This window comes from Clostridium sp. FP1 (genome assembly GCF_011065975.2).
GTDB lineage: Bacteria > Bacillota > Clostridia > Clostridiales > Clostridiaceae > Clostridium_AD > Clostridium_AD tagluense.
On sequence record NZ_JAAMNJ020000001.1, the window covers coordinates 4,608,066 to 4,632,258 of the forward strand.

A 24,193-nucleotide genomic window follows, 5' to 3' on the forward strand; every position below is an offset into this window, starting at 1 on the left:
ATTGTTCAATACTATGTCCGTTAGCGTTGGCCGGCTTTATAACTACCTGGTTTTGTGTTAAAGCTTATGGTTTTTCCATTAGATGTGGCAATAATTGTACCTAGCTCGTCTGTCCTGTATACTGATATGTTTTTATTTTTCAACTTATCCATGGTTTCCTTATGTGGATGGCCATAGTCGTTCCCTGTTTCACTAGATATAACTGCATACTTTGGGTTTACCTTGGTTAAAAATTTATCTGTAGTAGAAGAACGGCTTCCATGATGCCCTACTTTAAGTAAATCTGCTTTGATATTAAAACCTTTTGCAAGAATCTCACCTTCTGATATATCCTCCGCATCCCCTGTTAAAAGGAAAGATTTACTTCCAAATTCTAATTTTACCACAACAGAGTAATTATTTAAATCCTTATATTTACTACTGTTTGGTGCTAAAATAGTACATTTTGCAGTGCCTAAATTAAAGGTTTCGCCTGGTTTTGGTTCTGCTACCTTCATTCCTTTATTTTTTATTGCTACAATTACATCTCCAAAAGCTTTAGTAGTAGATGTGACTTTAGGTAAATATATTTTACCTATTTTAAAATCATTAATTATATAATCTAATCCTCCAATATGATCCTCATGTGGGTGAGTTCCAATAACATAGTCTAAGCTCTTTACACCTTGCTTTAGTAAGTAGTTTTTAACTAGCTTACCATCGCCATTATTTCCTGCATCAATGAGCATATGCTTTGAACCTTGTTGTATTAAAATGCTATCTGCTTGTCCTACATTAATAAAATGAACTATCAAGTTACCATTTACGGCTAAATTAGCTTTTTCCACTACCTCTTGGGTTGTTTTATCATTATCATACCCTACTTTAGTACTTTTCTTCACTGTTTTATTATTTTCATCTAACTTTATTCCTTGCTGCTTATTGGTACTTATTTGTAGTTTATCATTTGAAACGCTCATAGTGTTATTGCCTGCACTACTAGCGCACCCAGATAAAAGAAAAACAAATAAAAGCAAGATTAAAAAGTGTATGTATTTAATTTTAAATCTTTTCATAACAAAAACCCCCTTAAAACTTCAACTATCTACTACAATACAACACTTTTGTAGTTTTGTGAATTTTTTTGGTTTTTTTTGTAATTTTATTTTTATCTATATTACCAATTAACAATTAAACCATGTATATATTTTAACTTATTCCCTATGATTCAATAGTGTTTTAATTTTATTTTAGAGCAAAATAGTATTATAGTATTATCGGAAAGGAGAAATGTTATGAAGATTAATTTAATATTTAAAAATTTTATTATATTAATTTCTATAACTACTTTTTTAAAAGGCTCCTTCTTTGTAAATTCTTGCAATAAAGACGAAGATTTTAAAGACAAATATGGTGTTCAATTAGTTTTATCTAACTAATATTTACAAAAAATTAAAAAGGTTGTACATGCTATTGGAAAGCTTGTACAACTTTTTTAAATTAATATAAAAGCTAATTTTCTTTTACTAGAAGCATATCTATTAGTAGTAATTCTCTCCTTTTGCAAAATCATTTTTGTGCAATTGACTTTGAAGAGCTGGTATCATATAATAAATTAGATTAAACACGTAAGCTTTTTAGTATATACTAAAAAGCTATTTTAATTGGAGGTGGTATAAATGGATTCCGGACCCAGTCATCATATTTATTATATAAAATTTAATATTATTATAGAGGAAGAACTCATTTATACTATTTATTTAATTTAACCATACATTCTTCCTCTCATAAGATTTAGGAGGCTTGCATGGCACATGGATTAAATGGAGATGCACTAACAGAGTTTTTAATAAATGGAAATATAGATGAAATAAACAAACTTATTCAATTTATCCATCCTACAGATATTTTGGTAGCTATTAGCGAATATGAGGGAAATATTATAGATTTATTCCAAAACCTGTCCCCAAATATCATTGCTGATATTATTGATGAAGCAGAGGATGAGGATAAATACAACCTTTTATCTATTCATTCCGAAATAATTCAAAAGAAAATTATACACGAAATGTCCTCCGATGAATTGGTAGACTTATTAGAAGCAGTTTCAGAGGATGAAGCTAAAAACATTATGATAAAAATGGATAAAGAAGATGTTGATGGAGTAAAAGAATTATTAACCTACCCTGCGGAGAGTGCAGGAGGAATCATGGCCACTGAATTTATCAGTGTAAAAGAGAATATGACCATAGCTGATACCTTAATTTATTTACAAAAGGAAGCTCCAGAAGCAGAAACTTCTTATTATATATACGTATCAGATGAAAACCATCTTTTAAAAGGAGTTATATCCCTAAGAGACATAGTAGTAAGTAGTTTTGATGTAAGAATCTCTGATATTATGAACAGTAATGCCATGAGCATACCCGTTGATATGGATCAAGAAGAAGTGGGCCACATATTTGAAAAATACGGATTTTTAACTATGCCCGTAGTCAATGAGTCCATGCAGATTTTAGGAATAGTAACTGCAGATGATATAATGGGAATTCTTAGTGATGAGCATACTGAGGATTTATATCGTCTTGCGGGTTTAAAAGAAGATGAAAAGGTTACTGGTTCCCTTAAATCATCTGTCAGTAGCAGATTACCCTGGTTATTTGTAAATCTAGTAACCGCTATAATGGCAGCCGCTACCGTTAGTCTTTTTGAAGGCACCATTCAAAAGGTTGTGGCCCTAGCAACCTTCATGCCTATAGTTGCAGGTATGGGTGGTAATGCCGGTACTCAGACTCTAACTATTATTATCCGTAGCATTGCCCTTGGAGAAATAGACGCTAAAAATTCGAAGAAAATATTATTAAAAGAATTTGGCGTAGGACTATGTACAGGTGTTTCAGTGGGTATTGCAGTAGCTCTTTTAGGCTGGTTTTGGGAGAAAAATGTGGTTTTTGGAGTGGTTATTGGTTTATCTATGGTGCTAAATATGATGGCAGCCACCATATCAGGTTTTGCAGTACCAGTTGTACTTAAAAAGCTAGGTATCGACCCAGCCCTTGCCTCTGCTGTATTTGTTACTACCGTAACAGACGTTCTAGGCTTCTTCTTTTTTTTAGGACTTGCCACTTTATTCTTACCTTTCCTAGTATAGAACTTCTATAAGCTAACAGAAAATAAAAACTACCAAAGTGCATTTAAATACACTTTGGTAGTTTAACTTTATTACTCTTGATTTTTTTGATTTCTAAGTTCTGTGTTTTTAAGGTGCATTCTTTCTCTAAGTGCATCAGATTTTTCCTTAGTTAGAATACCATCAGCTACCAGATCTTTAAATAATCCGCCTCTTTCACCTTCACATTTTCCACTTTTGCATTTTTTATCTGTTTTGTTTTCCACCGATCTTTTCTGTGATTTAGCGTTTACATATTCTAAGACCTTATCTCCTTCAGTTTGTGTAATAATACTCCCTGTTACACTCTCTTTAATTACAGTTTCTAGTGTAGCCATCATCTCTGCCTGTCTTTCTTGCTTTAGCTTTTCCTTATCCATAGGAACTTTGACATCCATACTTGAAGCAAGCCTGACATTTACACTTCCACTATCTTTTACTGTAGCAAAACTAAGACTCCCTCCAGAAAATACTAATCCTGTGCATAACATTCCACTTAATATTTTTATTCTTAAAGATGTTTTTTTCATTTTCGAGTCTCCTCATAGCGAATTTTAGTACCTACTTATTATGACTATATTCAGTCAATAATATGCATTACTAATACTTCACCGTCACCTTGTTTTTACGGATTTTATAACCAATATTATATATTAACATTGCTAAAACTCCACCGCTAAAATCAATTATTATATCAAAAACATTCGAGGTTCGCCCTGGTACATACTTTTGGATAAATTCATCTATCACGGGAAAAAGTAAAAGAAGAAATAGCACTAAAAGTATTTCACTTGTTTTATACAATTTAAATTGCCTTACTACACTACATAGGAATATGCTAAAAATAAAGTACTGGAAAAAATGTGCATTTTTTCTTACATAATAGTTTACATCACTAAATTTAACACCAGGTGCGCCAATGCTAGCTGCTGGAATCTTCATAACTTCACTTGCTACCTTTATAACCTCTTTACTAGTTTTTTGTGATATTTCTCCTTGCCTTGTGCCATTATAAAAAATCACACAGAGCCAAATGACACATAGTAAAACCTTAGCTATTGTTTTTCTTTCAAATAAATTTTTCATAAACTTCTCCTATACTTACCTTTATTACTTTTATTTTTAATTGTTCCTAAGTTATTTCTATATCATCCCTCCGCTAATATCCAATGGATTTCAAATCTAAAAAATGCTATACTATTCTAGTTTGAAATACTAAAAATAAAGTGAGTGATAAAAAAATGTTAAACACAATATCCTTTAAGCATAACACAACACAAATATTAAATATATTAAAAAATGAAGTAATTTTTTCCTTAGCTCTAATAACCTCGCCCTTATAGTAAGTAAAAGAGCTAACTTAAATCCCATGAAATTAGTTATATTTCAAACACTAGCCGCTAATATTGGTTGCGCCCTTACACCTATGTGTAGTCCGCAAAATTTATTTATTTTTTCTTACTATAATCTAAAAGCCTTTGAATTTCTAGAAATAATGCTCCCTTTTCTGATTCTGGGTGCTATATGGCTTTTCATCTTAAATTTAACTCAAAAAAACAGAAAACTAGATTTTAATTTAGATAAGGTAGTTATTGAAAATAAGCAGACCTTGTTGATTTTTTTCGCTTTGTTTCTATTTATATTATTATCTGTGTTTAATATTATAATTTATATTAGTTTCTAACTAATTTCACTAGTTTTTCCTACTATTTGCGGTGCTGCAATGTTAACGACTTGCTACCTGGGTGGCACTATTTTTTGTTTACAATATCACTATTATAATCTATACTTGATTTGGAAAAACTATTATATGTTTGAGGGGGTGAATTTATCAAAAGTTTTAATTTTACTTTTGATAAAATCAAAAATGCCAAATAACTCTACTTTAAAACCTATTTATCAAAAAATAGCTATAGATATTGCTAATAGGATAGTATCCGGTGATCTTTCAATAGGTGATAAGCTGCACGGTCGTTCCTCGCTGGCAAGTCAATATAATGTGTCACCAGAAACTGTAAGAAGATCTGTAAGTCTTCTTAGTCAAATGGATATAGTAAAAGTAACAAAAGGCAGCGGAATTGTTATAAACTCAGTGGATAATTGCTTGCAATTTATTGATAAATTTAAAGATATAGATTCTATAAGCTCTATAAAAAAGAATATTGTGGATTTACTTGAAAAGAAAAAAGAGTTAGATAAAAATATAGAACATTCGATTGATGAACTAGTAGATTATTCTAGTAGATTTAAAAATAGTAACCCATTTATACCTTTTGAGTTTGAAATACATTCTGAAATGAGTATAATAAATAAAACTATATCGCAGGCTGAATTTTGGCAAAATACAGGAGCAACTATAATTGGTATACGGCGTGATGATAAATTAATACTCTCTCCTGGTCCAACTACAATATTTAAAGATAATGATATTTTTATAGTTATTTGTAGCGAAAATAGTTATTATAGGATCAAAGACTTTCTTAATGAAAAATAAAAATTTATTTAAATGTGACTTAGCCCTTACACCACAACGTTTTACAACAATGTGATGAAGGGTTTTTTTGCGCCTATGAAAACCTTTTACAAAATTTAAAAAGTATTTGTATAAACCGTTTTCAACAATTAAATACTAGATTATAGGTGTTAATACATTCTTTACAAAGTAACAACTCAATGTTATGATTGAGTTGTTACTTTGTAATAATTAAGGAGGCTACACTTTGATCCAATTTAAAAATGTAAGTAAATCTATAAATGGTAAAGCTATATTAAAAGATATAAACATTACTATAGAAAAAGGACAATTAGTTGTTTTTATCGGACCTAGTGGTTGTGGAAAAACTACCACACTAAAAATGATTAATAAATTACTAACTCCAACTTCTGGTGAAATTTTAATTAATGGTGATAAAATCGGAGAGAAAAACACTATAAATCTTAGAAGAAACATGGGTTACGTTATTCAACAAGCAGGTCTTTTACCTCATTTGACTATAGGTGAGAATATTAGTTTAATAGCATCTATAGAAAAAATGCCCAAGGATAAGATAAAGACTAAAATCATTGAATTATTAAATTTAGTAGGACTAGCTCCTGATGATTATACAAACAAATATCCTAAAGAATTAAGTGGAGGCCAACAACAAAGAGTAGGCGTAGCAAGGGCTCTTATAATGGATCCTGATGTAATATTAATGGATGAACCTTTTAGTGCATTAGACCCTATAACAAAAACTCAACTTCAAGATGAAATATTCAACATACAAGAAAATTTCAAGAAAACTATAATATTCGTAACTCATGATATGGATGAGGCCTTAAAACTGGCGGATAAAATCTGTATCCTAGATGCCGGAAGTGTAGTTCAATTTGATACTCCAGAGGAAATATTAAAAAATCCTATTAATGATTTTGTGAGAGACTTTGTAGGTAAAAATAGAATATGGAATCAGCCAGAACTCATTAAGGCAAAAGATATTATGATAGAAATGCCTATAAAATCAGTTGGTGAGCGAACAATACTCCAAGCTATTGAAATAATGAAATCTAGTCATGTAGATAGTTTACTTGTGGTAGATAAATCTAATCTTTTATGTGGACTTGTTACCTTAAAACAAATTAGATCAAATCCAGATAAAAGTAAAAAAATTAAAGATATAATGGAAAAGAATCTTATAACAGTAAATAACGAAGATTCTATAATAGATGTATTAGAAATTATAAAGAAAGAAAATATAAGCTTTGTACCTGTAATAGATGAAAACTTAAAACTGTCAGGCCTTATTACCAAAAGCAGCCTTTTGTCTATATTAAGTAATCAGTTTATAGATGAGGAGGTAGATGATAATGAGTAGTATAAATTCTTTTATGAATTTCGTAATAGATAGAAAATCCGAAATTTCCCATTTATTTATACAACATATTCAACTAACTATATTTTCAATTTTGCTTGCAGTGGTAATAGCTATACCCCTTGGAATACTTATAGTTAGATATAGAAAACTCGCAGGCCCCATTATTGGATTTACAAATATAGTTCAATCTATACCAAGTTTAGCATTGCTTGGATTTCTAATTCCTGTACTTGGTATCGGCAGTAAACCTGCAATTGTTATGGTAGTTATGTATTCTCTTCTACCTATTGTAAAAAGCACATATACGGGGCTTACTAACATAAATCCTTCACTTATTGAAGCTGCTGCTGGTATGGGACTTACTCAAACTCAAGTACTTCTCAAAGTTCGTTTCCCCTTAGCTATGCCCATTATAATGTCAGGTGTTAGAATATCTTCAGTTACAGCAGTAGGACTTATGACCATAGCCGCTTTTATAGGCGCTGGCGGTTTAGGCTTTTTAGTATATTCTGGTGTTGCAACTGTTAGTAATAATATGATACTAGCTGGAGCTATTCCTGCTTGTTTGCTTGCTATTTTTCTAGACTTCATTTTAGGTAGGGTAGAAAACATAGTAATACCTAGAGGTATAAGAACCACTCCTACTAAAGCAAGAAAAAGTAATACAATCTTAGGCAATAAAAAATTTAAACTTGGAGCCTTGATATTAGTTCTTATAATCATTCTATCTTCCGTAGTTTCTAGTTTTGGAAAAAGTAAAAACACAATTGTGGTAGGCTCTAAAAACTTTAATGAACAATTAATACTTGGAGATATGGTAGCCTCTTTAATAGAAAGTAAAACGGAAATTAAAGTTGAAAGAAAATTAAATTTAGGAGGAACTGCTGTAGTATTTAGCGCTATGCAATCAAAAAATGTAGATGTATATGTAGAATATACTGGAACAGGTCTTGTAAATATACTAAAAAAAACTACCATGAAGGATCCAACTAAAGTTTATAATGTCATGAAAACGGATTTTTCTAAAAATTATGATATGGAAGTATTAAGCCCCTTAGGATTTAATAACACTTATGTGATAGCAGTGAAAAAGGTTCTTGGTAAAAAAAGTAATTTAAATACTATTTCTGATTTAGCAAAAGTAAGTCCTACTTTAAATTCAGGATTTACTATGGAGTTTGCAAATAGGCCAGATGGTTATCTTGGAGTTAAAAAATTATATAACCTAAATTTTAAAAATTCAAAAGGTATAGATGGTGGACTTAGATATACTGCCCTTGAAAAAGGTGAAACACAGGTTTTAGATGCATTTGCTACAGATGGGTTACTTAAAAAATTTGATCTTCAGCTTTTAAAAGATGATAAGAATTTTTTCCCACCTTACTATGCAGTTCCTGTAGTAAGAGCAGAAACATTGAAGAAATATCCTGAGTTAAAGGAAGTCTTATCACTCTTAGAGAATAAAATTAGCGATAAGACTATGAGAAATCTGAACTATAGAGTAGATAATGGAGAACGATCAAGAATTGTTGCAGAAGACTTTTTAAGGTCAAAAAAATTAATAGAATAAGTTAAATCATCACCTGCGGTGCTGAAATGTCGTTAAAATAGCCAAACTACCACTGGGTAGTTTGGCTATTTTATGTATACCTAATCATAATAGCAAATATCGTAACATAAATATGATTATATATAATAAATTTATTGGGGGCGGCATATTTATGAACAAAAAAAATATATCAATGGCCTTAGTGCTTTCTTTGATAGTAATATCCTCAGCAGTTTTCGTAACGGTGAAAACTAAACAACCAGTAACTAAGAAACCAGTATCGGTGCAAAATAAGGTTGTACAACCCATATTAACACCTCAGCAAGAAAGAAGAAAGCAAGGATATATAAAGAAGAATTCTCTGGGTGTAGAATATAAAATTAATGCAGGCCTATGGACAAAGTATGATGATAACATATTAGTAGATGGAATTCCTAATGCTGACGATGAAGATAATACTAAGCCAGTATATGGAGGAAGAAAAGTTTCTTATATATCAAAAGATTTAATAAAACAATATGAAGAAGCTTCAAAAATAAAAGATAAAAAAGAAAACAAGGCTAAAACTAGTGAAATATTGTCAAAGGGAAAAGATTTTTATTCTATAGTAGTTTATAGGAAAGATAAATTGCCATCAGAAGTTCAAATTAAGAAAGATGTAAAATGTGAAAACCAACAGAAACTAGGTGAAAAAGAAAATTTTATTTTCTACTTTGGATACAACAATTTCAATGACAAGGACTTGCCAGATGGGGAGAAAGTGATTTATAAGCAACTTTATGATGATGCAATGGCTATAAAAAGTACAATCACTACATTTAAACCTTTAACTCTAGCAGATGCATTTAAGGAAACGAATAATTTTAAATTTAAATTAAAAGATTTAGATGGCACTGAAGTTTCTAGTGAAGTGTTTAATAAAAACAAGTTAACTATGGTTAATCTATGGGCTACTTATTGTGGATATTGTATTGATGAAATGCCTACACTCCAATCTTTAAGTCAAGAATTAGCTAATAATAAATTTGGAGTACTTGGTGTTGCTTCTGATGTATATGCAAATGGTGCTATAGATAAAAGCTTAGTTGAAAAAGCTAAAAAAATTGTTGCAGAAAAAGGTGTACTCTTCACAAATGTTATTCCAGACGATGTAATGAAATATGATGGACCCCTTGGATATATATCAGGTTATCCAACTTCCTTCTTTGTGGATAGTAACGGAAATATTGTTGGTGATATAATAGTTGGAGATAAAACTAAAGCTGAATATACAAAAATTATTGAAAAGCTTCTAAAAGAAGTGAAATAACTATATATTAGTTTTTCGATTCTATAAGGGGGTTATAGTGTGAATCTTAAAGTAAAACAATATGGAATTCTTATAGCCAGTATATGCTTGATTTTTTTAGGAGTAAACAGAGGGGAATATAGCACTATATTAAAGAAAGCAGTAAATATTTGCTTGGAGTGTATAGGAATTGGTTAAAGATTTTAGAAGACGTATAGTTCAAGTAGTATCAAGCATAGTCATAAATGGTAATTTAAAAGGTTTCAAAAATGGAACTATTTACAAAGGTAATTTTAAAAAAATATGTGTACCAGGATTAAACTGCTATTCTTGCCCTGGGGCTATGGGTTCTTGCCCAATAGGCTCTATGCAAGCTGTAATTAGTAGTATCCGGTACAATGTTTCCTATTATGTCTTGGGCTTCGCATCTTTACTCGGAATACTATTCGGTAGGCTAATTTGTGGGTGGGTATGTCCATTTGGCTTAATTCAAGAATTGCTACATAAAATACCTTTTCCTAAGATAAAGGTTAGTAGCAAAATAAACAATGTTTTAAAGTATGTTAAATATGTAATACTTGCAGTATTTGTTATAATACTTCCGCTAGGAGCGGCTCTACTTAATGATTTAGGAAATAGTGACCCATATTTTTGTAAATTAATATGTCCAGCAGGTACATTGGAGGGTGGAATTCCTTTAGTATTATCAAATAAAGAATTAAGAGGAGCAATAGGGTTTTTATTTGCTTGGAAGGTATCATTACTTATAATAATTATATTTTTATCTATGAGTATTTATAGAGTATTCTGCAGATATATTTGCCCATTAGGAGCATTTTATTCCTTGTTTAATCCTATTAGTTTTTATTCATTTAAGGTTGATAAAAGTAAATGTGTGTCCTGTAATAAATGTACAAATACATGTAAGTTAGATATAAAGGTATATGAAAATCCAAATAGCAGAGAATGCATTCGATGTGGTGAATGTATAAAAACTTGCCCTAAAAATGCTATTTCAAGAGGGTTTATACAAAAGAAGTTAAAAGGTACATTCAAATAAATATATAAATTTATAAGGAAAGGTAGAAAAGATGACTAAAAAAGTAATATCATTAGCTTTAATCTCAATTGTTATTTTTAGCTTAATAATTTATTCTCAAATAAATAAAAAGGTTGATTTACCTAAAAATACTAAATCTGTAGTGGTTAATAAAAAGGACGATGCAATAATGGCATTAAAAACTATTAGCTTCACATTGAAAGGTATAAATGGTGCGAAATATAAAAGTAGCGATATTTTTAATGGTAATACCCTTACAATGATAAACTTTTGGGGAACTTTGTGTAATCCATGCATAAATGAATTGCCAGAACTTCAAGAATTAAATGATGAAATGGAAAGCAAAAATTTCGGAATAATTGGTATTATAGGCGATGCTACAAGTGAGGAAAGCTTAGAGGATGGGGCTGCAACAATAGAAAAAAAAGGTATAAGCTATGCCAACCTTATACCAGATAAAAAAATAGAAGAAGATTTTATCTCTAAAATGACAGGTTATCCAGTATCCATATTTGTAGATAAAAACGGCAATATAGTTGGTGAAGTAATTACTGGAGCTAGGAGCAAAGTTGAATATAAAAAAATTGCAGATAAAATATTATCTACAATAAAGTAAATCATATGAAATAAATGTTAATAATAGACAAACTACCACTGAGGGAGTTTGTCTACTTTATTGAGGATATTGTTCTTTCTTTTTAAAACTGAGAGGCTTTAGGCACTGGTTTTATGTCTTCGTAAATAAAATTATGAAGTTGGTCTGCAGTAGCATCCATATCCGCAATCAAATACCACACCTCATCCATTATTTTTCCTTTGCAGTATCCATCTAATGGGAATCTAGCCTGCTCCAAGGTCGTTATATTAGATGTGAGCACCTTTGTACCAAGCTTTATTATATCCATACTCTTCATGCTTGTTTCAGTAAAAGGTAGAATCTTAGAAACTACAGATGGAAATTCTGTTATTCCTAATGATTGAATTTTTGTTATCATAGCTGATAATACAATCCTTTGTCTTTCTGTTCTCCGAAAATCACCACCAACAGTATAACGTATTCGTGAATATGCAACAGCCTGAAGTCCGTTTAGAGTCTGTAGTCCTGATTTTGTAACTTCACATACTACTCTTTTCTCAATATTAGCAACTTCAATCATATAACTGTTTAGCAATTCAATTTCATCTTGATTAACTTGTATAGTTACTCCACCAATAGTATCTATAATTTTTTCAAGTTTAAAAAAATCAACCATAACATAATCTCTAATATCTAAATTAAAATTTTCATTAATAGTTCTTATGGCAAGCTGTGCACCCCCATAAGCATATGCATGATTAATCTTTGTATCACCATGGTTTTTTATTTCTACATAGGTATCTCTCATAATAGATGACATTTTTATTTTTTTATGCTTTTTATCTATAGAAAGTATCATTATAGAATCTGAACGACTTGGTTCATTCACACCTCTTCTATCTATACCAAAAAGTGCAATATTTATTATTTCGTTAACCTCTTCCTTTTGCATCGGCACTTCAAGTTTAATCCTTGAATTTTTATCTATTTTCAAGGGTGCCTCAATCATAATACCTAAATCCACATCGCTTTTTGATATTACTGTAGTATTTACTTTACTAAATTGATAATAAGTGTAACTAAATGTTACTCCAACAACTAGTATAATAATAATAAATGCACTTAAAACAATTTTAATCCACAATTTACTTTTATTTCTATCTTTCATTATGAGCAGTATAATCAGTGCTAAAATTAATTAATTTCCTTTCTATATCATATCCCATCTTCATCCCCCCTTTTTAGTTTATGTCCTGTTTTCTTTCCCTATGTTATATTTGACTACAGGTTTTGATTTTATAATCAATAAATACCACTACAAGTCATAGTGGCATTTATTTTATTACTAAATATTTATAGGATTAGGTTTCTCATTATTATTTCGTTTTTTTCTTCCACTCTTATTTCTTAATTTACTGCTCTTTTCTTTATCATAGGAATAGTAATCATACCCATAGCCTATAAATGACCTTTTATCTACTTTATTTAATACAATTCCAATTATTGTAGCGTTAATATTTAATAATAGTTGTTTTGATTTTTTGCAGTTTTCTATTGTCGATTCCTCCGAACCTATTACTAATATTACTCCGATTTTCTCAGTAGCCAAGGTAAGAGCATCAGCAAATGCAATTATTGGCGGAGTATCTAATATTACGTAATCATACTTTTTTTCCATGTCCTTAATAAAGTCCTTCATTTTCTGAGATGATAATAACTCTGATGGATTATAATTAGCTTTTCCAGCAGTTAATACATCAAATTTATCGTCAATTCCTATTGAAATTTCCTCAACTTTTCTTTCTTGTAAAACTATATCCACCAAACCTTTTGCATTGTTAGTAATATTAAAGTGCCTATGTATACAAGGTTTCCTAAGATCACAATCAATAAGTAAAATGCTTTTCCCGGTCTGTGCTATGGTAGACGCAATGTTTGTGGAAACTGAAGTTTTACCATCTTTAGGCCCTGGGCTACAAACCATTAAGGTCTTTATACCTCTGTTTTCCATTGAAAACAACAAATTCGTTCGCATGGATTTAAATGCTTCTGTAACTGGAGATTTGGGCTCTTTTTCTACAATAAGATTCACCATTTTATTTTGTTTAGGAATTATTCCTACCATAGGTAGGTCTAAATATCGTTGTACATCATCTTCACTTTTAATTGTGTTATTTAAGTAATTAATTAATAAAACTAACCCTAATGACAATATTAGCCCTATTATAAATCCTATAGAAATGTTAAATTTTTTTTTAGGTGTAATAGGTAATTCAGGAATTAGAGCCTTGTCCATTATTTTTGCAATTCCTGAGGGTAAAAGATTTTGGGATTCTTCAATAAATGCCTGTGATAAAGCATTAGCCCCTTCCGCCGCTATTTCCGGATTTTTGCTTTTATAAGATATTTCTATTATTTGTGTACCTATTTTAGGCGTAATACTCAAATCCAACATAAATTCTTTAACAACTATCCCTGATTTTAGATTTTTAATGGCATTTTCAGCTACTACCCTTGATTTCCCAATTTCACTGTAGGTTTTTATTAAATCCTGATACATCATTACTTCACTTTGCGTAATTTTATCCGTACTATCCTTTCCAACAATGACAGTAGCTTTAGCCTCGTATACAGGCTTTAGCACATAAAAACTTAATAACCCAGCTATAAGCATTGGACAAATTATTATAAATAATATAACAACAATCTTCTTCCTAATTATATTTAAATAATCATTAAATTCTATGTCATTTTCTTCTCTCATGGTGTTCCCCCATTTGTTATTATTTTCCATATATGTATTGTATTATTACAAGCCTGTTTTGTCAAGTCTACTTTTAATATGAATCTTTTTATATTTTACCTAAATATAGCATTACCTTCTTCATTATAGAAACGAGACTCCTTTATGAAAAAAATTAAGATATGCATCCTATATTAGCTCTAACTCCTGGGTCTAATTTTACTTACAACCACAGCAATTAAAATGATTGATAGAACAATGATACAACTTAAAACAAATTTAAATATATCGTTTGTATTATTAAGCACCGATAACCCCCTGTGAGAATCATTAATGCTACTATATATCACCACTGCCTTAGGTGGTATTGTATCAGTAAAGTTGTTCAGAACTTTATTAAATACCTTATCATGACTTATAATTTTTGATTCTACATTTGTCCGTATTAATGTAGGATCATATAAATAACGGTATAATCTTTTATTAATATCAATAGATAAATTCACACTTATATCCTTCTCTAAATTACTACCATTTACAATAAGGAAACTCCAATTTTCATCTAGTTGCTTGCTAGCAGAAATATACACATCACTACTACACGTTGTTTCATAAACCTTAGTACCAGTCCCTCCCATTAATTTACTTATCATACTAAAAGCATAGAAACTTGGCCTAGGTTCCATGCTCTCGGGTAGCCAATAGGTAGTTCCCCATTCATGAATCCCATTATAAAAGGAATCCTTATTACTGATTTTATCAAGTGGATATGGATAACCTTGGTCAAATAATAGCCATAACATTGATGTAGCACATCCCGCATTCATAAATCCAGCTACTGCCTGTGCAATATAATTTCCATAGAGTGGTGAGAATCTTAAATTTTTATCTGTTTCCCCGTATTCATCAAACCACATTGGTTTATTTATAAGTTTAGCATAATCAACCATTTTCTTAGCTTCATCATACCAAGCGTTATAATCGTGTAAATCATAGTTGTGCCCACTTAAAATATCTATTTCATTACTACAACCCAGAACCGCCTCCTCAAAGTGTTCACCTCCATTACCATTATTAGGCCCAACTATCTTCACAAGATTTCTTCTATTATCCTCCACCAATTTTATATGTACTTCCTTAATAATATTCCTGTGCCAGTCCCATAGAGATAGAAATCCGGAAGGTTTTTCTGTATCCAAATAGCCCTGAGACCCCTCAGTTAGGAGAATAACATATTTTATATTAGTAAAACCCCTAACATTTACTAATTGATTTATGGATTCACTTAACCACTCAGAAAATCTAGGCAAGTATACTTTCCACTGATAGCTTTGCCCTCCCCACCAAACATCAGCATTAGTACCACTAGACCACCAAGGATTAATTGCAATATCTACATTTCGATCTTTCATTTTTTGGCACCAAGAATAAAATGCCTTCATCTTAACTGAATTCCAATCAAAATTGTTCATTAAGTCATCTCCACAAGCAAAATCAGGTCTGTACCAAGTCCTTGCTATATGTAAATTCATATTTTCTACTCTATTAAATTCTGTTTTTCTATAGTTGTCATTCATCCCTTTGCTCTCTTCCTCTGGCATATATGCAAATCCATGATAAACTGCATTTACACCAAGAAATTTTTCCTGTATAACCTTGTTGTTATTAACTGATATTACTGAGGTTGCTTGTACTTGAAGCGGTAATAACAGCAACCACATAATTGTAAAAATTAATATTATAATACCCGTTTCACCTAATTTCGACTTACCCTTAAATACTTTAAATTCCACTTTTATAATACACTCACCCCCTTTCTGTTTATCTTTTTTATATCAAATAAACCAATCTTCTATAATTTTATTCTTTAAATCCCTTTATTATTACCAAAGTAAATAACGTATAGAAAGAGAGACTACGCCCTCTATCTATTTTTCTATTGTAATTTAATTATAAATTTCTAAGTTTGAATCAATCCAAATCCTTTCCAAACCCCTGGAGTACCTGTTGTAATACACACCCATCCAATATAACCATTAGCTTTAGGGTTGCTATTATAGACTAAAGCTCCTTTTGTCCAAGTACCTGTTGTTGGAATTGCAGCTTTAGTAACAATCATTACACCTCCAATACTTACAGGAGTATTTATATTTGTAGCATTAACTATTGAGTTATCTTTTAGTAATAACCCGCCCAAAACAGCACCACCGCTTATAGGAAGATTTATTGGAGAATCTTGCCATGATTCAGTATCAGGGTCATATCTATCAATTCGGAAACTTTTATCTAAGCCATTTTGTCCATACACCCAATTTTTCGAATTATCCCTATGAATTTCTATCATAGCATCCTCCGTTCCTTCTAATCCTTGTGCTATGGTACCACCTATTTTTAGATATTCTATTGGGATTCCATTAATAATTTTCAAGTTTTCATATACTCCCTCATCATGATCATCTTTAACATCAATCTGTTGTTTAGAACAGGTTATATTAATTATGCAGCCAGTACAATAATTCAAATGCACACCAATATTTTGCGTTTTATATTTACCACTATCATCTTGCCTAAAGTCTGTACACATACAACTGTTTAATACTACATTTGAGCAAACATTTATATCAAACCCATTTTTAGTAAGATCTGATGTGGTTTGTTGATTTAACGAAGTTATCCCATTAGAATCTGCTACGCATCCTTGTAATGTCATATCCCTACAAACCTCCAAATACCAACCATGCCCATAACTCTCCTGTGCCTCACAATCAGTAAACGTATTCCTTTGGCCATTATATATAAGCCATCCTGCTGAATCATGAGATGAACGGTTTATTGTATTACATTGAAATGTTTTACAACTGAGCCATCGGTTTGCACTTCCATTTTCATAAAATCCTGCTAATCCATTTCTCCAACTTGTTATACAAACCATATTATTGTCTGAGCCATCATGATAAAACCCAAACCCTCCACAGTAATCTATAGTAACATTTATATATCTTCCCTCTCTGTGTTGCCCTCCATATACTCTAAATCCATCTTCTGGAGCCTCTGTAATATGAATGTTTTTGAGAAATAAATGACTATCATCACCATAAACTGACCTAGCAAAATAAACTGCATGTCCTTTTGTGTTATTCGTTTTATTCCCATCAATCTTTAGCGATTCTAATCCACACCAACCCGTATATTCATCAAATACTTTTATAAAATTATCATTAGTGTCGCTTTTCATTATAATCACAGAAGATTCTCCATCACCCAAAAGTCTAACTTTTTCTTTAAGAATTATAGATGACGCAATATAGGTATCAGAATGAAAATATACTGTACCTCCGCCATGCATAAACGCACTATTAATTGCATTTTCTATTGATAAAGTGTCATCTGTAATACCATCACCTTTTGCTCCATAGTCTCTTACATCATAACTTGATTTTTTCTCCTTATCTGCGAGAAGCAAATTAATTTTAGAGCTTGAATACACTGTAGTTGTAGACGGAGCATCATCTATAGCATCTAGTAAATTTAATTTATTATCCATTTTATCATCTCCTAAGATTATGCATATATCAGACTAATCTTTATTTTTAACAAATAATATTTTTGTTTAGATTTATAATCATTATATTAAAGTTAATAATTCATGTGATTTTTATCTTAATACAATACAAAATATTCATTTCTTTAATTGTAAATTTATTTCATAAATGATAAAATAATCAATAATAACAATGTTAAAAAGGAGGTTAACAATGAAAAAATTTTTGCAATTTGTATTTATAGTTACTCTTTTAATTATTGGTTTATCTAGTACTATTATTGCTACTTCAACAATAGTTGAAGCTACAACCTCTTCACCAAGATTATTTATAGACACTCCAACAGATGGAGTAACTATAACCGCTTCTGAAACTCCACTTTCCATTGATGGCTGGGCACTTGATCCTTCTGGAATTAAAAGTGTACAAGTATGCATTGATAATATATACAAGGGGGATGCCATTTTAGGAATAGAAAGGCCAGATGTAAATACTGCTTTCCCTGGCTATATTGGTGGTGCAACAAGCGGTTTTAGTTACGCTCTTAATATATCATCATTATCAAAAGGCAATCACACTATAACTGTAAATAGTACTGGTATTAACGGCGCGATATTGTCACAATATATTATAATAACTGTAAATTTACCCTCAAGAGCATTCATAGAGACTCCACAAGATGGTTTAACTATAACAACTTCAGAAATTCCACTTTCCATTAATGGTTGGGCTCTTGCTCCTTTTGGAATTAAAAATGTACAAGTCTATGTTGATAATATATACAATGGAGATGCAATCTTAGGAATACCAAGACCAGATGTAAATACTGCTTTCCCTGGCTATATTGGTGGTGCAACAAGCGGTTTTAGTTACGCTCTTGATATATCATCATTGTCAAAAGGCAATCACACTATAACTGTAAATAGTACTGGTATTAACGGAGAGTTGTATCCCCAAAATATTATAATTAGTTGCGATGGCCCTAGTGATCCCTCAGTACTATCAATCTTCAATTCACCCACTTCGGACAAAACCGTAATTTTTGATTCTTCACATTATGAAGAAATATTTTTGAAAGTGACAAAATCTTATGATACGCTTATATACGTGTACGGTGAAAGTTCACCTGGGGTTTATACCACTGCTCCATTGCAATTGATCAATTTAAATACAGGTAATTCATTAAATTTTATATCAACTTCTGGAACTTACTCTATTAAAACTAAGCAGTTTCAAAATGTTAAATTTATGAATATAAATGGTTGGAATGGAAAAAGTAATTTAACTGCATCTGTATATGTTCAAAACCCTTCACAAGAAAACCCCTCACAAATTATAGGGGATTATAATAATAAAGCCCCTACTCCAAAAGTTCTAAACACCATTACTTCAGTAGGCACATTGCTAGCAGTTAAAGATAGCAAGTCCTATTGCGCGGTTGGTAATATAATATACCGTTCTGATAATTGGGGTGCTGACCAGGTTTCCACAAATGTAGGCACAGTTATAGGCGCAACTTCTCTTTATAAAATGTTGATACTTGATAATGGTAATGTTTTAGTATGGGATAAAAATGGCAAAATATTCTTATCAACAAATAACTTTGCTTCCTTTAAAAAAGTATTTGATATGCTAGACTCCCCAACACATGATTTATTTGGAGCGAAAACTTATAAGAACTATGTAATGTTTACTCAATATAGCAACACAATAGGAGCTGCTTCAAAGGCATATATTAGCGAAGACTATGGTGTAACAATAAAAGAATGTTTTGATATTTACAAACAAAAAGGTTTTATTGAAGATGGCAATACAAAATTTCATACTCACGATTGTGCTATAGACCCCTACGAATTAAATTCAGCTGGAAAGCCAATGTTATGGACGTGTATAGGTGATGGCATTGGTGCTCAAATGATATTTTTCAGCAAAGATATGGGAGTAACTTGGACTAAATCATCACCTATTGGATATGGTCCTACGCAAACAACACAAATTATTCCTTTAAAAAACTGTGTATTATTCCTATCAGACTCAAGGCTAGTTTCCGTATTAAGATATGATAGACCAACTACAGGAACCAAATCAAAACAAAATTTAAACTTTGAAACCGCCTTTTTATTCCAGGTGGGATGGGGTAAAAATACAAATACAGAAGTTCCCATCGGCTGCACTTCAGCTATAGATTTTGAAAATTCAAAGGCATATTTTGGATTTTCAATAGTTGGTAATGCTTTTACAGGTAATATAACTGATGACACTTTATTAAAAGGTCAAGTTTATGCTACAGACGGTTATAAATTTTATGAGATATATAAAAATGCCTCCTTGGTAAATGGTTCGGGAGTAACTGCAGTATACGGAATAGATTCAGATAATGATAAAAGTATAGTTGCGAGGATTGGTGAATTTAATTCAGTTCGTTTAAGTTCAAAAATGTGGGATTAATTTAAAAGAGCTTCGATTGTTTTTTGTTTTATAAAACTTATCTATCATATGTAAATATTTAACTAAATACGCTATATAACCTTTCTTATTTACATAATATATTATGATTGTAAATATTTCAGCTTAAAATTTAGTGAATTATAATTAAAGGAGGTAGTCCCATTGGAATATTCCAGAGAGGAATGGATTATTCGTACAAAAGCGTTTGCAATACTTTTAGTTGTTATTGGCCATATGTTTAGAGGTTTTATTTCAGCTAATATCTGTAACTATTCAAGTTTTAAATATATAGACTTTATTGTGGATAGCTTTGCTATGCCCTTATTTTTTATTTTAAGTGGGTATCTATATGCCAAAACCAAGCAAATCGATTCTTTCAGCAAATATAAAAAAATATCCTTCAATAACATCTTAAACCTAGGAATACCATATTTTATATTTACGCTAGTACAATCCACCATTAATATTATTTTAAGTTCAAAAACTAATGGTACTGTGAGCATAATAAATTTGATAAGAATACCAATTGTACCATTATTTCAATTTTGGTTTTTGTATACATTATTAATTATATTTTTAATAATTCCTTTGTTAGAAATATTGCTGAAAAATAAATATATTATATTAGCAATACTAATTATATTAAAATTCGCATCACCATATCTAATAACAAATATTTTTTTAGTAGATAGTTTTTGTGACTATGCATTCTATTTTTATATAGGAAAAATATTATATTTTAAAAATAAAACCCTTGTAACAAACAATCTGGCTTTAGCATTATTTTCTCTTATATATATTTTTTTAAATATATTATCTTATACTAAATTCATTTATATCCATAATAAATTTATAAGCAGTATTTTAGAAATAGCATTATCACTAACAGGATCTTTATTTGCAATTTTTGTTACAAGTCTTTTATCTACAATAAATAATTTTATTAGAAATATATTGAATATAATCGGAAAATATTCTTTTCATATTTATTTGCTACATGTAATACCAATGGCAGGTATTCGTATAATTTTATCAAAAATTTTCAAAATAGATAATTTTGCATTGCATACAGCTTTAGGCTTAATTCTAGGTGTTTCCATTCCTATCATTGCTGGATATATAGCATATAAGATAAATATATTAAATTTCTTTTTCTATCCAACAAAATATATTTATAAGACTAAAGAAAACTTAATAAAAACTATGCCTAATATAACCTCACAGTAGTTAATGGTTTTAAGAATTATAAAGTCACTTCACTTATGCATCATCCCATTAACTACTCCCTGTAAATGTTTAAATTCATTAGTTCTTAAAAATATACTTGCAAATATTACATTAGGAATAATCAAACAAAATAACCCTCTGCCAACTATACTTAAAATCGTATATTTAGTAAACAAAGAACAAGCTAATATCGTTATTATTGCTGCACTAATTGTAATTAATGTATAGATTGTATATTTTATAAAATATGGTCTAATTGGCTTTTGAAACCCACGTTTATATAGTACATATGGTTCTACCCAAAAGGATGTTGTCATTGTACTTATAAATGTCCCTAAAAATACCCCCGCAACACCAAATTTTTTAAGCAATATAATAGAGGCTGCCATATTTATTAGTGCCTCAAACCAGGGTTTAAACCTATAATTCCAAAACAATCCTAAAGTAATGTTATACATTAAAACCGTTTGTCTCATCCCCATCACAAAAAAATTCAATACAATCATAATTACAATATAATCATCCATTATATACTTATAGCCTATCCACATTTTGATAAAGGGATTAAATAACGCCAACAATGCTATACTACAAAACCCATATAACCAAAAATTCATAAAAAATAATATATTGAATACCTCATGAGATTTTTCATTACTTTCTATAGCATTTAGATTACCAATACTGGCGGTTAAAGCTGTAAATACCTGTCCTAATACCCCATTAATCATAGCAATAATCATAACATAATTAGAATATAACCCTACCCAATATACTCCGATAAAAGTAGATATTAAAATGTTATCTGTACTACTAACTACTACACCACCAATCTTATGAGACATCATTGCACCTGTGTTTTTAAATATACTTTTTTTAATCTCCTTATCTAAATATTTTTTTTCGCCGGTTTTTAAATAAGGATATATTTTATCAGCTTTTTTAGAAATTGAAAAATTCATTAAAAAACTAAATATAACCTGAACCCCTAAATACAACAAGTATCTTTTTGTAACTAAGAGCAGGATGATTTGAATAATATTTTGAACAAAATTAAAGCAAACTTGATTTATGATATTAATATAATTTTTTTGGTCTGCCATTATAAGTGAACTTTTATAAGCGAAAAAATATGTGATAACAGAATTGGATAAAAACAATAAGTATATTATATTTAAATTTGGTATATTAGGTTTATCCTTAATTAAATAATTTAAAAAGGGAAGCAATAGAAGCCCTATTATTGCAACGGTACACCCAATAATACGATAAGCAGTTGCATACAAGCTCATTATAGCCTTGATTTTAATTTCATCTTTTTCTGCCAAAGGCTTGTACATACTATATATTATTGCACTACCTACGCCTAGTTCCGCTAAGGATAACATAGAAAGTATATTACCAAACAATCCGTTTATCCCCAAATAATTAGCACCTAATATATAAATAAATACGGTACGATTTACAAAACTAAGTATAGTTCCAATCAACTGCCCAACTAAACCATAAGCAGTATTTCTTATAGTGTTTTGTGTCCTCATTTTTTCAATCCTTTCAACATTTAAATTATTCAATATTTAATAAACTATCATATGTATCTAAATTCTCACGCTTGTCTTCAATCTTTTCAGTATATTTAAAATTAAAAATGCTTAGAATTATTGCCAACATAAATATCATCTCAAATGTACTAAATACCTGAGTATATATTGCCATGACTATATAATTAATAACCATTATTAAATAAGAAAGAAATCTAACTAGTTTTATTTTATTAGAAGAATAAAGAAGTCTAATAGAATAATAAGAGTACAAGAGTATAATGGATAATAAATAAATAAGTCCTCCTTGATAAGTTATAATTGATATTTCATTCATACCAAAATGTAGTGGTAACATAATGTCTCCATAGGTTGCACTTCCTATACCAGAACCCAACTTATATCCATTTCCATAGTTCAAAGCGTATTTGAACAATATTACTCTTTCCTCATCTTCTTGCTCCCCGCTTTTTCCAGAATACTGCTCATATTTTTCTTTAATCCTTGAATTATAAAATTCATTAACTTGCTCATTATTATTGTATATATATACACCACATATGGTAATCACTATTATTATGCTCATAAATTTTACAAAACTTCTTATATTAATTTTCAAGAACTCCTTTATGAAAAATTGCAATATAATTATAGGAAAAAAATAATAAAAAGCTGTATTATCACAATATGAAGATATTATTACCATAAAGATTATTTCAGATATCGTCATCCAGAGTATAAATTTTTTTTTGTATTTTTGATAAATATATATATTTATTAGAGTTAATGCTACCCAGTAGAATGTCATTCTGTGTGTTCCATTTACGCCTATTAATCCAGTTATTTGATCAAAATACAAAGGGTTACCATCTGTAAATCTCATCATGAAGCCTGTGCTACTTATTTGTTTTATAATAATTGGAACATTAATGAAAAAATATAAATTAAGCACTACTGACAAATATTTTATTATTAACCTTTCTAAGGCTTCTCTCTTATTCTTAATAATAAACCCGAAAAAAATAATAATAAATATATTTGAAAATACATTAAATACATTCCTTAACAAGTGAGTAGATATGCCATTTTCACTTATATTTAAGTAAATAACTGTAAGATTTACTAAAACAAATATAACTCCCATGATCCTCACCTTAGAATTATGCCTTTTCTTAGAATCTACAACAACAATTATAAAATATATAATATAAACCAT

General features: G+C 30.1%; 21 protein-coding genes. 12 read left to right on the top strand and 9 right to left on the bottom strand.

Features of this window, described 5'->3' with window-relative positions; genetic code table 11:
* Window positions 1-20 precede the first annotated feature (20 nt).
* Window positions 21-1,055, bottom strand: a complete 1,035-nt coding sequence (locus tag G9F70_RS21835; RefSeq protein ID WP_164943991.1) for a ComEC/Rec2 family competence protein — start codon at window positions 1,053-1,055, stop codon at window positions 21-23.
* A 219-nt stretch (window positions 1,056-1,274) separates the two neighbouring features.
* Here G9F70_RS21835 and G9F70_RS21840 point away from each other — a divergent pair, with 219 nt between their 5' ends.
* Both G9F70_RS21840 and mgtE read left to right on the top strand, forming a co-directional pair.
* A complete protein-coding gene (locus tag G9F70_RS21840) occupies window positions 1,275-1,418 on the top strand; it encodes a hypothetical protein (RefSeq protein WP_164943990.1) in 144 nt (47 codons plus the stop codon).
* A gap of 368 nt (window positions 1,419-1,786) precedes the next feature.
* Complete coding sequence (mgtE, locus tag G9F70_RS21845; RefSeq protein ID WP_164943989.1) at window positions 1,787-3,130, top strand: magnesium transporter; 1,344 nt, start codon at window positions 1,787-1,789, stop codon at window positions 3,128-3,130.
* Between the two features lie 71 nt (window positions 3,131-3,201).
* Here the strand turns inward: mgtE and G9F70_RS21850 are convergent, their stop codons facing one another.
* Window positions 3,202-3,678 carry a hypothetical protein gene (locus G9F70_RS21850; RefSeq protein WP_164943988.1) on the bottom strand — a complete coding sequence of 159 codons (477 nt, stop codon included), beginning with the start codon at window positions 3,676-3,678 and terminating at the stop codon, window positions 3,202-3,204.
* 70 nt (window positions 3,679-3,748) lie between these two features.
* Window positions 3,749-4,234: a VanZ family protein gene (locus G9F70_RS21855; RefSeq protein WP_164943987.1), complete on the bottom strand. Its 486-nt coding sequence runs from the start codon at window positions 4,232-4,234 to the stop codon at window positions 3,749-3,751.
* 283 nt (window positions 4,235-4,517) lie between these two features.
* Here G9F70_RS21855 and G9F70_RS27540 point away from each other — a divergent pair, with 283 nt between their 5' ends.
* From G9F70_RS27540 to G9F70_RS21890, 8 genes are all read left to right on the top strand, one after another.
* The gene (locus G9F70_RS27540; RefSeq protein ID WP_411956008.1) at window positions 4,518-4,832 is read left to right on the top strand and encodes a hypothetical protein; all 315 of its coding nucleotides are present in this window, start codon (window positions 4,518-4,520) and stop codon (window positions 4,830-4,832) included.
* Window positions 4,833-5,015: 183 nt separating this feature from the next.
* Window positions 5,016-5,642 (top strand): TrkA C-terminal domain-containing protein, encoded by a 627-nt coding sequence (locus G9F70_RS21860; protein WP_164944138.1) that lies wholly within the window; start codon window positions 5,016-5,018, stop codon window positions 5,640-5,642.
* A 226-nt stretch (window positions 5,643-5,868) separates the two neighbouring features.
* Window positions 5,869-7,002: a betaine/proline/choline family ABC transporter ATP-binding protein gene (locus G9F70_RS21865; protein ID WP_164943986.1), complete on the top strand. Its 1,134-nt coding sequence runs from the start codon at window positions 5,869-5,871 to the stop codon at window positions 7,000-7,002.
* Window positions 6,995-8,572: a glycine betaine ABC transporter substrate-binding protein gene (locus tag G9F70_RS21870; protein ID WP_164943985.1), complete on the top strand. Its 1,578-nt coding sequence runs from the start codon at window positions 6,995-6,997 to the stop codon at window positions 8,570-8,572. The genes G9F70_RS21865 and G9F70_RS21870 overlap by 8 nt, the downstream gene beginning before the upstream one ends.
* Window positions 8,573-8,723: 151 nt before the next feature.
* Window positions 8,724-9,860 carry a TlpA family protein disulfide reductase gene (locus G9F70_RS21875; protein WP_164943984.1) on the top strand — a complete coding sequence of 379 codons (1,137 nt, stop codon included), beginning with the start codon at window positions 8,724-8,726 and terminating at the stop codon, window positions 9,858-9,860.
* Window positions 9,861-9,899: 39 nt separating this feature from the next.
* Window positions 9,900-10,037: a CD1871A family CXXC motif-containing protein gene (locus G9F70_RS21880; protein ID WP_164943983.1), complete on the top strand. Its 138-nt coding sequence runs from the start codon at window positions 9,900-9,902 to the stop codon at window positions 10,035-10,037.
* A complete protein-coding gene (locus G9F70_RS21885) occupies window positions 10,030-10,899 on the top strand; it encodes a 4Fe-4S binding protein (RefSeq protein ID WP_164943982.1) in 870 nt (289 codons plus the stop codon). The genes G9F70_RS21880 and G9F70_RS21885 overlap by 8 nt, the downstream gene beginning before the upstream one ends.
* A gap of 31 nt (window positions 10,900-10,930) precedes the next feature.
* Complete coding sequence (locus G9F70_RS21890) at window positions 10,931-11,515, top strand: TlpA family protein disulfide reductase (RefSeq protein ID WP_164943981.1); 585 nt, start codon at window positions 10,931-10,933, stop codon at window positions 11,513-11,515.
* Between the two features lie 82 nt (window positions 11,516-11,597).
* Here G9F70_RS21890 and G9F70_RS21895 read toward each other — a convergent pair whose 3' ends face one another.
* The 4 genes from G9F70_RS21895 to G9F70_RS21910 form a co-directional block, all read right to left on the bottom strand.
* Window positions 11,598-12,644 carry an LCP family protein gene (locus tag G9F70_RS21895; RefSeq protein ID WP_164943980.1) on the bottom strand — a complete coding sequence of 349 codons (1,047 nt, stop codon included), beginning with the start codon at window positions 12,642-12,644 and terminating at the stop codon, window positions 11,598-11,600.
* Window positions 12,645-12,821: 177 nt separating this feature from the next.
* Window positions 12,822-14,240 carry a polysaccharide biosynthesis tyrosine autokinase gene (locus G9F70_RS21900; RefSeq protein ID WP_164943979.1) on the bottom strand — a complete coding sequence of 473 codons (1,419 nt, stop codon included), beginning with the start codon at window positions 14,238-14,240 and terminating at the stop codon, window positions 12,822-12,824.
* A gap of 179 nt (window positions 14,241-14,419) precedes the next feature.
* Complete coding sequence (locus tag G9F70_RS21905; RefSeq protein WP_164943978.1) at window positions 14,420-16,012, bottom strand: hypothetical protein; 1,593 nt, start codon at window positions 16,010-16,012, stop codon at window positions 14,420-14,422.
* Between the two features lie 167 nt (window positions 16,013-16,179).
* The gene (locus G9F70_RS21910) at window positions 16,180-17,763 is read right to left on the bottom strand and encodes a glycosyl hydrolase family 28-related protein (protein ID WP_164943977.1); all 1,584 of its coding nucleotides are present in this window, start codon (window positions 17,761-17,763) and stop codon (window positions 16,180-16,182) included.
* Window positions 17,764-17,974: 211 nt separating this feature from the next.
* On the opposite strand from G9F70_RS21910, the gene G9F70_RS21915 reads away from it, so the two are divergent.
* Complete coding sequence (locus tag G9F70_RS21915) at window positions 17,975-20,209, top strand: Ig-like domain-containing protein (protein ID WP_164943976.1); 2,235 nt, start codon at window positions 17,975-17,977, stop codon at window positions 20,207-20,209.
* A 162-nt stretch (window positions 20,210-20,371) separates the two neighbouring features.
* Window positions 20,372-21,436 carry an acyltransferase family protein gene (locus G9F70_RS21920; protein WP_164943975.1) on the top strand — a complete coding sequence of 355 codons (1,065 nt, stop codon included), beginning with the start codon at window positions 20,372-20,374 and terminating at the stop codon, window positions 21,434-21,436.
* 29 nt (window positions 21,437-21,465) lie between these two features.
* On the opposite strand, the gene G9F70_RS21925 is transcribed toward G9F70_RS21920, so the two are convergent.
* Together G9F70_RS21925 and G9F70_RS21930 are read right to left on the bottom strand one after the other, a co-directional pair.
* A complete protein-coding gene (locus G9F70_RS21925; RefSeq protein ID WP_224617732.1) occupies window positions 21,466-23,010 on the bottom strand; it encodes a lipopolysaccharide biosynthesis protein in 1,545 nt (514 codons plus the stop codon).
* Complete coding sequence (locus G9F70_RS21930; RefSeq protein WP_164943973.1) at window positions 23,003-24,121, bottom strand: hypothetical protein; 1,119 nt, start codon at window positions 24,119-24,121, stop codon at window positions 23,003-23,005. The genes G9F70_RS21925 and G9F70_RS21930 overlap by 8 nt, the downstream gene beginning before the upstream one ends.
* Window positions 24,122-24,193 lie beyond the last annotated feature (72 nt).

Bases quoted from the DNA above. Each gene is read 5' to 3' on its own strand.
- G9F70_RS21915 (WP_164943976.1), top strand. From the start codon at position 17,975: ATGAAAAAATTTTTGCAATTTGTATTTATAGTTACTCTTTTAATTATT.
- G9F70_RS21860 (WP_164944138.1), top strand. From the start codon at position 5,016: ATGCCAAATAACTCTACTTTAAAACCTATTTATCAAAAAATAGCTATA.
- G9F70_RS21930 (WP_164943973.1), bottom strand. From the start codon at position 24,121: ATGGGAGTTATATTTGTTTTAGTAAATCTTACAGTTATTTACTTAAAT.
- G9F70_RS21835 (WP_164943991.1), bottom strand. From the start codon at position 1,055: ATGAAAAGATTTAAAATTAAATACATACACTTTTTAATCTTGCTTTTA.
- G9F70_RS21890 (WP_164943981.1), top strand. From the start codon at position 10,931: ATGACTAAAAAAGTAATATCATTAGCTTTAATCTCAATTGTTATTTTT.
- G9F70_RS27540 (WP_411956008.1), top strand. From the start codon at position 4,518: ATGAAATTAGTTATATTTCAAACACTAGCCGCTAATATTGGTTGCGCC.
- G9F70_RS21900 (WP_164943979.1), bottom strand. From the start codon at position 14,240: ATGAGAGAAGAAAATGACATAGAATTTAATGATTATTTAAATATAATT.
- G9F70_RS21850 (WP_164943988.1), bottom strand. From the start codon at position 3,678: ATGAAAAAAACATCTTTAAGAATAAAAATATTAAGTGGAATGTTATGC.
- G9F70_RS21895 (WP_164943980.1), bottom strand. From the start codon at position 12,644: ATGAAAGATAGAAATAAAAGTAAATTGTGGATTAAAATTGTTTTAAGT.
- G9F70_RS21875 (WP_164943984.1), top strand. From the start codon at position 8,724: ATGAACAAAAAAAATATATCAATGGCCTTAGTGCTTTCTTTGATAGTA.
- G9F70_RS21910 (WP_164943977.1), bottom strand. From the start codon at position 17,763: ATGGATAATAAATTAAATTTACTAGATGCTATAGATGATGCTCCGTCT.
- G9F70_RS21840 (WP_164943990.1), top strand. From the start codon at position 1,275: ATGAAGATTAATTTAATATTTAAAAATTTTATTATATTAATTTCTATA.
- mgtE (WP_164943989.1), top strand. From the start codon at position 1,787: ATGGCACATGGATTAAATGGAGATGCACTAACAGAGTTTTTAATAAAT.
- G9F70_RS21855 (WP_164943987.1), bottom strand. From the start codon at position 4,234: ATGAAAAATTTATTTGAAAGAAAAACAATAGCTAAGGTTTTACTATGT.
- G9F70_RS21870 (WP_164943985.1), top strand. From the start codon at position 6,995: ATGAGTAGTATAAATTCTTTTATGAATTTCGTAATAGATAGAAAATCC.